General features: G+C 70.0%; 13 protein-coding genes. 12 read left to right on the forward strand and 1 reads right to left on the reverse strand.

The features are described from left to right. Positions 1-3: 3 nt before the first annotated feature. Genes ACIQCZ_RS31030 through ACIQCZ_RS31085 form a run of 12 tightly spaced genes read left to right on the forward strand, consistent with a single transcriptional unit; the run spans position 4 to position 11,501 of the window. Positions 4-807, forward strand: coding sequence for an MlaE family ABC transporter permease (locus ACIQCZ_RS31030; RefSeq protein WP_376209010.1), 804 nt, complete (start codon positions 4-6; stop codon positions 805-807). Then, entirely contained in the window at positions 807-2,120 is a 1,314-nt protein-coding gene (locus ACIQCZ_RS31035; protein ID WP_402287064.1) for an MCE family protein, read from the forward strand. Before ACIQCZ_RS31030 ends, ACIQCZ_RS31035 begins: the two co-directional genes overlap by 1 nt. Then, a complete protein-coding gene (locus tag ACIQCZ_RS31040) occupies positions 2,117-3,148 on the forward strand; it encodes an MCE family protein (protein WP_402287066.1) in 1,032 nt (343 codons plus the stop codon). Before ACIQCZ_RS31035 ends, ACIQCZ_RS31040 begins: the two co-directional genes overlap by 4 nt. After that, on the forward strand, positions 3,145-4,164 hold the full coding sequence (locus ACIQCZ_RS31045) for an MCE family protein (protein ID WP_402287069.1): 1,020 nt from the start codon (positions 3,145-3,147) through the stop codon (positions 4,162-4,164). Before ACIQCZ_RS31040 ends, ACIQCZ_RS31045 begins: the two co-directional genes overlap by 4 nt. Before the next feature lies 1 nt (position 4,165). Then, on the forward strand, positions 4,166-5,281 hold the full coding sequence (locus ACIQCZ_RS31050; RefSeq protein ID WP_402287071.1) for an MCE family protein: 1,116 nt from the start codon (positions 4,166-4,168) through the stop codon (positions 5,279-5,281). Then, positions 5,278-6,420 carry an MCE family protein gene (locus tag ACIQCZ_RS31055; protein ID WP_402287073.1) on the forward strand — a complete coding sequence of 381 codons (1,143 nt, stop codon included), beginning with the start codon at positions 5,278-5,280 and terminating at the stop codon, positions 6,418-6,420. The genes ACIQCZ_RS31050 and ACIQCZ_RS31055 overlap by 4 nt, the downstream gene beginning before the upstream one ends. Continuing rightward, positions 6,420-7,682, forward strand: coding sequence for an MCE family protein (locus tag ACIQCZ_RS31060; RefSeq protein ID WP_402287076.1), 1,263 nt, complete (start codon positions 6,420-6,422; stop codon positions 7,680-7,682). Before ACIQCZ_RS31055 ends, ACIQCZ_RS31060 begins: the two co-directional genes overlap by 1 nt. Next, positions 7,679-8,200: a hypothetical protein gene (locus ACIQCZ_RS31065; RefSeq protein WP_402287079.1), complete on the forward strand. Its 522-nt coding sequence runs from the start codon at positions 7,679-7,681 to the stop codon at positions 8,198-8,200. The genes ACIQCZ_RS31060 and ACIQCZ_RS31065 overlap by 4 nt, the downstream gene beginning before the upstream one ends. 23 nt (positions 8,201-8,223) lie before the next feature. Further along, the gene (locus ACIQCZ_RS31070; protein ID WP_402287080.1) at positions 8,224-8,877 is read left to right on the forward strand and encodes a hypothetical protein; all 654 of its coding nucleotides are present in this window, start codon (positions 8,224-8,226) and stop codon (positions 8,875-8,877) included. Between the two features lie 53 nt (positions 8,878-8,930). Beyond that, positions 8,931-9,461: a nuclear transport factor 2 family protein gene (locus ACIQCZ_RS31075; protein ID WP_402287083.1), complete on the forward strand. Its 531-nt coding sequence runs from the start codon at positions 8,931-8,933 to the stop codon at positions 9,459-9,461. 38 nt (positions 9,462-9,499) lie between these two features. Next, on the forward strand, positions 9,500-10,252 hold the full coding sequence (locus tag ACIQCZ_RS31080; RefSeq protein WP_402287085.1) for a hypothetical protein: 753 nt from the start codon (positions 9,500-9,502) through the stop codon (positions 10,250-10,252). Between the two features lie 22 nt (positions 10,253-10,274). Next, positions 10,275-11,501: a lytic murein transglycosylase gene (locus tag ACIQCZ_RS31085; protein WP_402287088.1), complete on the forward strand. Its 1,227-nt coding sequence runs from the start codon at positions 10,275-10,277 to the stop codon at positions 11,499-11,501. Here the strand turns inward: ACIQCZ_RS31085 and ACIQCZ_RS31090 are convergent. After that, positions 11,484-12,551 carry an ATP-dependent DNA ligase gene (locus tag ACIQCZ_RS31090; RefSeq protein WP_402287090.1) on the reverse strand — a complete coding sequence of 356 codons (1,068 nt, stop codon included), beginning with the start codon at positions 12,549-12,551 and terminating at the stop codon, positions 11,484-11,486. The two genes, ACIQCZ_RS31085 and ACIQCZ_RS31090, sit on opposite strands and share 18 nt — an antisense overlap. Positions 12,552-12,564: the final 13 nt, after the last annotated feature.

Raw genomic sequence — 12,564 nt, forward strand, 5'->3', positions numbered from 1 at the left:
CCGATGTCGATGCTCAGCTGGCTCGATCGCTCGGGCGAGCAACTCACCTTCTACGTACGGGCATTGATCTGGATTCCACGGACGCTGCGCCGCTATCTGCGTGAGGTCCAGCGGCTGCTGGCCGAGGTGGCCTTCGGCAGCGGCGGTCTCGGCGTCGTCGGCGGAACCATCGGCGTGATGATCGCGATGACCCTCGCCACCGGCACGGTCGTCGGCCTCCAGGGGTACGCGGCCCTCAACCAGATCGGCACCTCCGCCTTCACGGGCTTCATCTCCGCCTACTTCAACACCCGCGAGATCGCACCCCTCGTGGCCGGACTCGCGCTTTCTGCGACCGTCGGCGCCGGTTTCACCGCCCAGCTCGGCGCGATGCGGATCAACGAGGAGGTCGACGCACTGGAGGCGATGGGCGTGCGGTCCATGCCCTACCTCGTCACCACCCGGATCATCGCCGGCGTCGTCGCGATCATCCCGCTTTACGCCATCGGGCTGCTCTCCTCGTATCTCGCGTCCCGCTACGTCACCGTCCTGTTCAACGGGCAGTCCGCGGGCACCTACGACCACTACTTCAATCTCTTCCTCTCCCCGGACGATGTGCTGCTCTCGGTGCTCAAGGTGCTGATATTCAGCGTGATGGTGATCCTCGCCCATTGCTACTACGGCTTCCACGCCACGGGCGGGCCCGCCGGGGTGGGCGTGGCGGTCGGCCGGTCGGTGCGCAACGCCATCGTGCTGATCAGCCTCACCGACTTCTTTCTCTCCCTCGCGATCTGGGGCGCCACGACGACGGTGAAGGTGGCCGGCTGATGAACGCTCACCGCACGCAGACCGTCCGCCGCAGAGTCGCCGGAGTCGCCTTCCTGCTCGTACCCGCCGTGCTCGTGTGGGTGTCGGTCTCGGTGTACAGGAAGGACTTCACCCATGACGCCACCGTGACCGTACGCACCGGGAGCGTCGGCAACGAGATGCACGACAACGCGGAGGTGAAGCTCCGCGGCGTCGTCGTCGGACAGGTCCGCGCCATCTCGGCCGACGGGGACGGGGCCCGGCTCACGCTCGCCATCGAACCCGACAAGCTCGACCGCATCCCGGCCGACGTGACCGCCCAGATGCTGCCCACCACGCTCTTCGGGGAACGGTTCGTGGCCCTCGTACCGCCCGCGGTGCCGTCCGCGCAGACACTGCGGGCGGGGGCCGTCATCCCGCAGGACCGTTCCAGCAACGCCATCGAGCTGGAGGAGGTCCTGGACAACGTACTGCCGCTGCTGACCGCGGTGAAGCCGGAGAAGCTCGCCGCCACCCTGGGCGCGGTCTCCCAGGCGCTCGAGGGGCGTGGCGAGAAACTCGGCGACACACTGCGCACCCTTGATGCCCACCTGGCCAGGTTCAACCCCCAACTCCCCACGCTCAACGCCGACATCAAGGAACTCGTCAAGGTGAGCAAGGTGTACGGGGACGCCGCTCCCGACGTTCTCGACGCACTCACCGACTTCACCACCACCAGCGGCACGATCGCCGAACAGCAAGCGGAACTGGCCGACCTGTACGGGGCCACCACCGCTTCCGCGCAGGACCTCACCTCCTTCCTGCGGGAGAACAAGGACAACCTGATCCGGCTCTCCGCCACGAGCAGGCCGACGCTGGAACTGCTCGCGCGGTACTCCGACGAATTCCCCTGCACCCTGCGGACCATGGCCGGCTTCGTCCCGGCCATGGACAAGGCGCTCGGCAAGGGCACCGACCGGCCCGGACTCCACGTCACCGTCAAGAGCGTGAAGTCCAAGGGCAAGTACGTGCCCGGCCGGGACACTCCGGTCTACGACGCGACCGGCGGACCGCACTGCTACTCCGTGCCGTACGTGGGCCGGACCGTTCCGACCGCCGACGCCCGTACGACCGGGGCGGTCGAACCGGCCGCCGGCCGGCCCGGCGGCGAACCCGCCGTCACCGCACCCTCGGACCGGGACACCGCCCTCGGCATGCCCAACTCCCCCCAGGAGAGCCGACTCGTCAACGAACTGGTCGCTCCCTCACTGAAAGTCCAGCCACAGACCCTGCCCGACTGGAGCAGCGTGCTCATCGGTCCGGCCTTCCGCGGTGCGGAGGTGAAGCTCAAGTGAAGCGCCGCTCCCTCGCGGGACCGCTCGCGAAATCGATCGTCTTCATTCTGGTGACCGTGCTGGCCACCACCGTCCTGGCGCTGTCCATCGCCAACACGGGGGTCGGCGACACCACGACGTACAAGGCCAGGTTCACCGACGTCACCGGGCTGATCGTCGGTGACAGCGTGCGGATCGCCGGGGTCAAGGTCGGGCAGGTCGAGTCCATCGAGGTGGCCGACAGGCGGCTGGCCGAGGTCGGCTTCGCCGTCCGCAAGGGACGCAGGCTCCCCGCCTCGGTGACCGCCTCGATCAAGTACCTCAACATGGTCGGTCAGCGGTACATCGACCTCGACCAGGGCGCGGGACCGGTCGGCCGCAGCTTCGCGGCCGGAGCGACCATTCCGCTCTCCCGCACGACCCCGGCGCTCGATCTCACCCAGCTCTTCAACGGCTTCCAGCCGCTCTTCGAAGGACTCTCCCCGCCGGACGTCAACCAGCTCGCGGGCTCCATCGTCCAGGTGCTCCAGGGCGAGGGCGGCACCGTCGACAGCATCCTCCAGCACGTCGGCTCGCTGACCGGAACGGTCGCCGCCAAGGACAAGGTGATCGGCGAGGTGATCAAGAACCTCAACACGGTCCTGAAGACCGTCAACGACCGCGAGGCAGGCTTCGACGACCTCGTCGTCACCCTGCAGAAACTCGTCACCGGATTCTCCGGCGACCGCAAACCGCTCGGCCAGGCGGTGACCGCGATGGGGGCGCTCACCACCGTCACCGCGGACCTCCTCGACGACGGCCGCAAGCCGCTCAAGGACGACATCAAGCAGCTCGGCCGTCTGTCCGGCCAGTTGGACGAGGGAACACCGCAGATCGAGAACTTCCTGCGGAAGACCCCGGCCAAGATGGAGGCGATCGGCCGCCTCGCCTCGTACGGCTCGTGGCTCAACCTCTACCTCTGCGAGGCCAGGGTCAGCGGTGTGACGACCTCGGACGGCAGCGCCCCGCCCACCGGCATCGTGGTCACGAAACCGAGGTGCCGGGCATGAGGATCAAACCCGTACGCGAACGCAACCCCGTCGCCGTGGCCGTCGTCGGACTGATCGTCCTCGCCCTCGTCGGCCTGGCCGCCTACCGCGCCGACTCGCTGCCCTTCATCGGCGGCGGAACCACCTACCACGCCGACTTCACCGAGTCCGCCGGGCTCAGCGAGGGCGACGAGGTACGGGTCGCCGGAGTGAAGGTCGGCGAGGTCACCGGAGTCTCGCTCGACGGCGCCAAGGTGAAGGTCGGCTTCAGGGTGAAGGACGTCTGGATCGGCAACTCCTCGACCGTGGGCATCGCCATCAAGACGCTGCTGGGCGAGAAGTATCTCGCCGTCGACCCGCTGGGCGACGCCCCGCAGGACCCGCACGAGCGCATCACGGTGAGCCGCACCACCTCCCCGTACGACGTCACCCAGGCGTTCAACGGACTCGGCGAGACCATCGGCGAGATCGACACCCAGCAGCTCGCCAAGAGCTTCGAGACGATCTCCGCCACCTTCAAGGACTCTCCGCCGGACGTGAAGAGCGCCGCCGACGGGCTGTCCGCCCTGTCGAAGACGGTCTCCGAACGGGACGCCCAGCTCGCCACTCTCCTCAAGGGCAGCAAGCAGCTCACCAAGACGCTCGCCGACAAGAAGAGCAGCTTCGAAACCCTGCTGGAGGACGGCAATCTGCTGCTCGGCGAGATCCAGGCGCGCCGCGACTCCATCCATCTGCTGCTCACCGGCACCCGGAATCTGGGAACCCAGCTCACCGGGCTCGTCGAGGACAACAACAAGCAGCTGGGGCCCACCCTGGCCTCGCTCGGCCGGGTCACGGCGGTGCTGGTCAAGAACCGCAAGAGCCTCGACAAGGTGCTGTCGCTCGCCGGTTCGTACAACCGCCTCGTCGGCAACACCCTCGGCAACGGACGGTGGTTCGACAACTACGTCTGCGGGGTCGTCCCGAAGAACTACCTGCCCGCCGGCACACCCGCAGGACCCGAATGCAAGCCACCCCAGCAGCAAGGCGGCCGATGAGATGAGAATGACGCGCATCGTCGGCATCGGCGCCGGACTCGTCGTGGTGGCCGTCGCGGCCACCACCGGGGTGAGGGCCATGGACGACGCAGGAACGACGACCATCACCGCCTACTTCGACCAGGCCACCGGTGTGTACGCCGGATCGGACCTGCGGATCCTCGGCGTCAAGGTCGGCAGGGTCGAGTCGGTCACGCCGCGCGGCGAAGAGGTCAGGGTCACCCTGCGGGTCGACAAGGGCGTCAAGGTCCCCAAGGGCGCTCACGCCGTGGTCGTCGCCCCCAGCCTCGTCGCCGACCGGTACGTCCAGCTCGCTCCCGCGTACAACGGGGGAGCGCTGATCGCGGACCACGCCGTGCTCCCCGCCGCGAACAACGCCACACCGGTGGAGGTCGACCAGCTGTACGACTCCATCACGAAGCTGTCCAAGGCCCTCGGCCCCGAGGGAGCCAACGCGGACGGAGCGCTCTCCGGACTCCTGGACACCGGTGCCAAGAACCTCGACGGCAACGGAAAGGCCATCGGGAACTCCATCGAGCAGTTCGGCAAGGCGACCAAGACCCTCGACCGGAGCAGCGGAAACCTCTTCGACACGCTGTCCTACCTGCAGACCTTCACCACCATGCTGAAGGAGAACGACGGCGATGTGCGCGCCGCCGAACAGCAGCTCAACTCGGTCACCGGGTTCCTCGCCGACGACAAGGAGAACCTCGGCGCCGCCCTGAAGGAGCTGGGCACCGCCCTGGGCCAGGTCAAGACCTTCATCCAGAAGAACCGCGGCGCCCTGAAGGCGAACGTGGACGCCCTGGTGCCGCTCACCCAGACCCTGGTGGACCAGCGCGCCTCGCTCGCCGAGTCGATGGACACGCTGCCTCTCGCCGCGGCCAACGTCGTCAACGCCTACGACCCGGTGAACCGCACCCTCAACGGCCGCACGAACCTCAATGAGCTCTCCATGGGCGGACCGCTCACCGAGGGCCCGGCCACCGGACTCGCCGGCCTCGCACCGGTGGACGCCACACGGCAGAAGGCGCTGCCCGCCCTGCCGCTGCCGACCGTCGGCACCGTCTACGGAACCCCGGCCAAGACCACGGACAAGAAGGGGGCGAACCGATGAGCCCGGCCCTGCGCAGACCCGGACCCCGCACGACCGGCGTCGTCGCGGTGCTGGCCGTGGGGGTCGGCCTCGCCCTGGTCGTCACCGGCGCCGGCCTGCCGGCGTTCACCGGCATCGACCAGCTGCCGCTGCCCGGTGGCGCCGACCTCGGTGGCCATCCCTACGAGATCACCGCGGAATTCGCGGATGTGCTCAGCCTCTCCCCGCAGTCCTCGGTCAAGGTCAACGACGTCGCCGTCGGACGCGTCACCAAGATCTCGCTGGGCTCGGACAGCTGGAACGCCAAGGTCACCATGCGGGTCAACGGCAAGGTCGAACTGCCCGGGAACGCCTACGCCCACCTCGAACAGTCCAGCCTCCTCGGCGAGAAGTACATCCAGCTCTCGCCGCCCGCGACCGGCACCGCCCGCGGCCGGCTCGCCGACGGAGACCGGATCCCGCTGACCCGGACCAACCGCAACCCCGAGGTCGAAGAGGTCTTCGGCGCCCTGTCGATGCTCCTCAACGGCGGTGGCATCAACCAGCTCAAGACCATCACCACCGAACTCAACAAGGCACTCGCCGGACAGGAACCCCAGGTCCGCTCCATGCTGAACCGGGTCGACACCCTCGTCACGAACCTGGACGGTCACAAGCAGGACATCACCGACGCACTCGACGGCGTCAACCGGCTGGCCGCCACCCTCGCCACCCGCAAACAGGACGTCGGCACGGTCCTCACCGGGCTCAGCCCCGGCCTGAAGGTCCTGGAGAAGCAGCGCGGTTCGCTCCTCACCATGCTGCGCTCGCTCGACACCCTCTCGACCGTCGCCGTCGACACGATCAACAAGAGCAAGGCCGACATGATCGCCGACCTCAAGGCCATCGCCCCCAGCCTCAAGGCGCTCGCCGACTCCGGCAGGGACCTGCCGGACTCCCTTCAGGTGCTGCTCACCTACCCGTTCACGGACGAGGTGCTGCGCGGCGTGAAGGGCGACTACCTCAATGTCTACCTGGATGTGACGGCCATGCCCGGCACCCAGGTCATCCCCGCACTGGATCCGGACGCCACCCCGGCACCCACGAACGCGAAATCCGGCTCGGCGCTGCCGCTGCCGCTGCCCTCGGTCGCCCCGTCGGGCACGAAGGGAACCAGCTGATGATCACCCTCGCCATCCGGTTGAAGAACATCGCCTTCCTGATCATCGCGGTGCTCGTCCTCGGCTATCTGGGGGTGCGCTACGCGGACCTCGGCCGCTACATCGGCCTGCGGGGCTACTACACCGTCTCGGTGCAACTCCCACGGACCGGCGGGCTGTACACCCACTCCAACGTCACCTACCGAGGCGTGTCGGTGGGCCGGGTCGGGCCGATCGAGCTCACCGACGACGGGGTCGAGGCCGAACTGCGCATCGAGAACGACTCCCCGCCCATCCCGGACAGCCTCAAGGCCGTCGTCGCCAACCTCTCCGCGGTCGGCGAGCAGTACGTGGATCTGCGGCCCACCCGCACCGGGGGCCCGTACCTCGCGAACGGCTCGGTGATCGACCAGGCCGACACCACCGTCCCGGCCCCCGTCACCAACGTCCTCACCAGCGTCAACGACCTGGCGGGATCCGTCGATCCGGAATCCCTGCGCACCGTCGTCGACGAGTTCGGCATCGCGTTCGAGGGGCGCGGCGACGACCTCCAGGTGCTGCTGGACACCGGGAGCGACTTCGTGCAGGCGGCCGACGACGCGCTGCCCGTCAACACCCGGCTGATGGCCGACGGCGAGACCGTGCTGCGCACCCAGGCCGAACAGGGCGAGGCACTCAAGGGCTTCGCCTCGGGCGCCGAGCAACTGGCCGCCGAGCTCAAGGGATCCGACAAAGACCTGCGCAGGCTGATCGCGGTCGCCCCCGACGCCACCGGCCAGATCAGTGGGCTGCTGCGGGACGTGGACCCGAGCTTCGGCGTCGTCGTCGCCAATCTCCTCACCACCTCCGAGGTCGCCGTCACCCGGCAGCGCGGACTGGAGGAACTCCTGGTGAAACTGCCCGCGGTGGCGGCGGCGGGATCGAGCGCGGTGGACGGGAACGGCGCCCGGTTCGGCATGTCGGTCACCTTCTTCGAACCACTGCCCTGCACCGCCGGATACGGCTCCACGCTCTACCGGAGCGGTCTCGACACCTCGGCCGGCCCACCGTTCAACAGCAAGGCCCGCTGCACCTCGTCGCCCGGTACCGGGATCAACGTCCGAGGCAGCGCCAACGCGCCGAAGGGCGGCGCCGTGCCCGCGCCCGCCAAGCCCGGCTCGATGCTCCTCGGGCACGGCTCGGCAAACCGGCTGCCCGGAGCGCTCGGCGTCGCGGGGAACACCTCGACGACCGACGACGGCATGGCCGGTCTGCTCGGACTCGGAGCGGGAGGCGGCGCATGACGTCCCGTACGAAGAGCCTGAGCGTCTGGGCGGCGCTGGTCGCCGCCGCGCTGGTCTGCGCACTCGGCGGCTGGTCCTACGCAGACGCGCGCGGTGACGAGGACCTGGCGTACGCGAAGGCGCGCGATGCCGCGCTGACCGACGGAAAGCACCACCTCGCCCGGCTGAACAGCCTGGACGGCAGGAGTGCCAAGAGCGTCGAGGCGGGCCTCGGCGCCTGGCTCGACTCCTCGACCGGGCCGCTGCACGAACAGTTGAGGCGCACCCGTGCGAAGGACGCGGGCGAACTGACGAAGTCCGGTTCCACCGCACGCGGCAAGGTCACCGACGCGGCGCTCACCGCGCTCGACGAGCGGACCGGCTCGGCGGAGCTGATCGCCACCGTCGACGTCGAGGTCACCCCGCGCACGGGCAGCGGCGGCACCGAGCGCAAACGCTTCGGGGCGACGCTCGAACGGACCCCGGACGGCTGGAAGGTCAAGGCGCTCACCGCCATACCGGTCGGGGGCGGCGCATGAGACAGCACGGAGGGACGGCGGTCGTGAGCACGGACGTGGAGGCGCAGCACTCCGAGGACGTCAAGGACGTCGACGAGGTCGACGAGGTCGACGAGGCCGAGTCCATCGTCGGATCCGACGGATCCGGCGGACCCGAAACGGCCTCTGACGAGGACGGCACGGACACGCCAGGGACGGGCAGCCGTTGGCCGCGCGTCGTGGCCGCGGCACTGATCGTCGTGCTCCTCGCGGCCGGCGGCACACTCTTCGCCCAGGGCAGGCAGTTGAAGGACACTCCGGCCACCTCGAACCGCGCGCTGACCGACAGCGGGGCGACCACCCGGGTCGCCGGCGACGTCAGCAACGCGCTCGGCAAGGTCTTCTCGTACAGCCCGCAGGCCACCGCCGTCACCAAGGAGTCGGCGAAGCAACTCCTGGCGGGCAAGGCGCTCCAGCAGTACGCGACCCTGTTCGGCCAGGTCGAGAAGCAGGCCGCCGACCAGAAGCTGACGCTCACCACCCATGTCGTACGCGCCGGAGTGACCCGGCTGACGGGCGACAGCGCCCATCTGCTCGTCTTCCTCGACCAGGTCTACGAACGCGAGGGCAAGCCGGCCACCACGGCGGCGGCACAGCTCTCCGTCACGGCCCGGCTGAGGGACGGCCACTGGACCGTCGTCGAGATCACCTCCAGATAGCAGAGCCCACACGCGCGAATCGGCACGGATCGGCCGGCAGGGGAGAGACAGCAATGGCACGGGTACGGATGACGGGCAACCCGCTGGTGGCGGTGGCGATCGCGCTGACCGTCGCGGCGGCCGGCGCGGCCGGCTGGGGCGCAGTGGCCCGGTACGACGCCGCGCACGACGAATCGGCGGCGTACGCGCAGGCCCGCGACGACGCACTGGCCGCGGGCGAGCAGGCCGTGCAGAACATGAACACGCTCGACCACCGGAAGCTGGCGAAGGGCCTCGACAGCTGGGAGGACTCCACCACCGGTGATCTGCACAAGCAACTCGTCGACGGGCGGGACGCGTTCGTGAAGCAGATCGAGCAGGCGAAGACCGTCAGCACGGCCCAGGTCCTGTCCGGGGCGGTGACGGAACTCGACGACCGGGCCGGCAAGGCCGGGGTCATGGTGGCGCTCCGGGTCACCGTGACCGCGCCGAAGGGCAAGCCCGCGGTGAAGGAGAGCCGGATGCTGGGGCAGCTCACCCGTACCTCCGAGGGGTGGAAGCTCAGCGCCCTCGGCCAGGCGCCCGTCGGCAACACGGCCGGCTGAGCCACCGACCCCACCCCGCCACCGAGAGGACCCCGGACATGTCGACGACCCGTCACCTCGTCAACCGTCAGCGCCGACTGGCCACCGTCGCCGCGGAACGCGCCGGCGCCACCGCCCCACCGCGCGAGCCCACGGCACCGGACCCCTCGTCCGAGGCGCCCGGGAAGACCCCGGCCGCGGAGCGGAGGCCCACCGACGACGCGGCCACGGACGACACCGGTGCACCGGAGCCGGAGAAGGAGAAGGAGGTGGAACCGCGAGGCGGGCGGACATCCCGCCTGCGTGTGCGGCTGCCCGCCGTCCTCTGCGCACTCACCGTGCTGCTCGGCGCCTTCGCGGCCTGGGCGTTCGGTTCGGCCGCCGGCCTGCGCGACGACCCGGCCCGCCGGAACACGGCCCTCACCGACATCGGCCGCACCAGTGAGGTGAAGGGGCGGATCTCCGAGGCCGTCGGTGCGGTGTTCTCGTACAACTACGCCGCACCCGGCAAGTCCGAGCGCGCGGTGCAGACCTATCTCGTCGGCAAGGCGGTCCGGCAGCACGCGGAGATGCTCGCCCAGGTACGGGCCGAGGGGCAGAAGCAGAAGCTCGTGCTGACCACGACCGTCACGGACAGCGGCGTGGAACTCCTCGACGGCGACCGGGCCCGGCTGCTGATCTTCGCCGACCAGAGCAACACCCGTACCGGCAAGTCGGACGAGACGACCTACGCGGCCGCCATGTTCGCCGTGGACGCCGTGCGCCGCGGTGACACCTGGCGGATCTCCGCCATCGACACGTTCACCCAGTGACCCGGGGAAGAGGGGAGCACGCATGAGGTTCATCGGCACCATGCGCCGCGGACTCGGCGGCACGGCGGCCGCCGTCGCCGCGATGGCCGCGCTCACCGCGTCCCAGGCGCCCGGACACCTCCGCCACGAACAGACCGCGAAGGAACGCCAGGAGGCCGACGAGGTCATCTGGACGCACGTGCCCAACGACGACTCGTACCACACCGAACTGCCACCGCTGGTCTCGCCCGAACCGCCGGAGCGCGGTGTGAAACGGAGTCCGGCCGCCGCCCGCTCGTGGGCCGAGGCGGGCATCCCCGCCACGGTGCTCGCCGCCTACCGCAAGGCGGAGAGCGCGCTGGGGCGCACCGACCCCGGATGCCACCTGCCGTGGCAGTTGCTCGCGGCGATCGGCAAGGTCGAGTCCGGGCAGGCCGGCGGGGGACGGGTCGACGCCCACGGCACGACGCTCAGCCCGATCCTCGGGCCGGTGCTCGACGGCGCGGGCTTCGCCAACATCCCGGACACCGACAACGGCGTGTACGACGGCGACACCACCTACGACCGGGCGGTCGGCCCGATGCAGTTCATCCCGTCCACCTGGGCGCATTGGGGCAGGGACGGCAACGGCGACGGCCGCCGCGATCCGAACAACGTCTACGACGCGGCCCTGGCCGCCGGGTACTACCTCTGTGCCGGCGCGCGCGATCTGTCCGTGAAGGGCGATCTGGACCGGGCGATTCTCAGCTACAACCACTCCGACACCTATCTGCGCACCGTGCTGTCCTGGCTGGAGTTCTACCGCAAGGGCGTCCACCCGGTGGCCGACGGCAAGGGAACCGTGCCGAAGAGCCCCGGCGCGGGCGGACCGAACAGGCCGACGCGACCGGTGGGCGGTCCCGGCGCCCCGGACGGCGGCATCGTCATCGGCCCGCAGCCCGGCGGTACGCCCGGCGCCTCGCCGTCGACGTCGCCGAAGCCCTCCGGCTCTCCCACCGGTTCGCCGCCCCCGAGCGGCTCCCCGCACCCCACCGATCCCGGCAGCGGTTCCCCGGATCCGACCGACAGCGGGTCGGCCACCCCGGACCCCGGGACGAGCCCCGACCCCAGCACCTCGGCCCCCGAACCCGGTACGAGCCCCGGTTGTCCGACGGACTCCGCGTCACCCGACCCGAGCGGCTCGACCGGAGCCACCGAGTCCCCGTCGCCGGACCCGAGTACGAGCGAGGACCCGTGTGCCACGCCGTCGGGTTCAGCGTCGGCCGGCTGACAGCACCTCGCCCAGGTCGTACCGCACCGCCTCCTCCAGCTGCGCGTAGGTGCAGCCGGCAGGGGTGCGGTCCGGCCGCCACCGGCAGAACCGGGCGGTGTGCCGGAAACGGTCGCCCTCCATGTGGTCGTACGCCACCTCGCAGACCCGCTCCGGGCGCAGTGCCACCCACGACCGGTCCTTCTTCCCGGACCAGCGGCTCGGCGCCCCGGGCAGCCGGGCGCGCTCGTGCGCCTCGGCATCCGCCCAGGCCGCCCACGGATGGCCGGCGAAGTCGACGCGCAACGGTTCCAGCTCCGCGGCCAGTTCCGCGCGGCGCTTCATCGGGAAGGCCGCACAGACCCCGACATGCTGCAGGACGCCCTCGGAGTCGAACAGGCCGAGCAGCAGCGAGCCCACGACCGGACCGCTCTTGTGGAAGCGGTAGCCCGCCACCACACAGTCCGCGGTCCGCTCGTGCTTGATCTTGTACATCACCCGGGTGTCGGGGCGGTACGGAAGATCGAGTGGTTTGGCGACCACACCGTCCAGCCCCGCGCCCTCGTACCGTTCGAACCATTCCCGGGCGACCGCCGGGTCCGTGGTCGCGGGTGCGAGATGCACCGGGGCCGACGCACCGGACAGGGCCTCCTCCAGCACGGCACGGCGGACGGACTGCCGGGTGGAGAGCAGTGAATCGTCGCCCATCGCCAGGATGTCGAAGGCGACCAGACTGGCCGGGGTCTGCTCGGCGAGCAGCCGGACCCGGGAATCGGCCGGGTGGATGCGCTCGCTGAGCCGGTCGAAGTCCAGCCGCCCGCCGTACGCGACCACGATCTCGCCGTCGATCACACAGCGCGGCGGCAGATTCTCCCGGACGGCGGCGACCAGCTCGGGGAAGTAGCGGGTGAGCGGCTTTCCGGTGCGACTGCCGATCACCACCTCCTCGCCGTCCCGGTGCACGATCGCACGGAAGCCGTCCCACTTGGCCTCGTACTGCATACCGGGCGGGATCTTCGAGACGGACTTGGCGAGCATCGGCTTCACAGGCGGCATCACCGGCAGATCCATGGCCTCGATTCTT

The sequence above is a fragment of the Streptomyces sp. NPDC093149 genome (genome assembly GCF_044754145.1).
GTDB lineage: Bacteria > Actinomycetota > Actinomycetes > Streptomycetales > Streptomycetaceae > Streptomyces.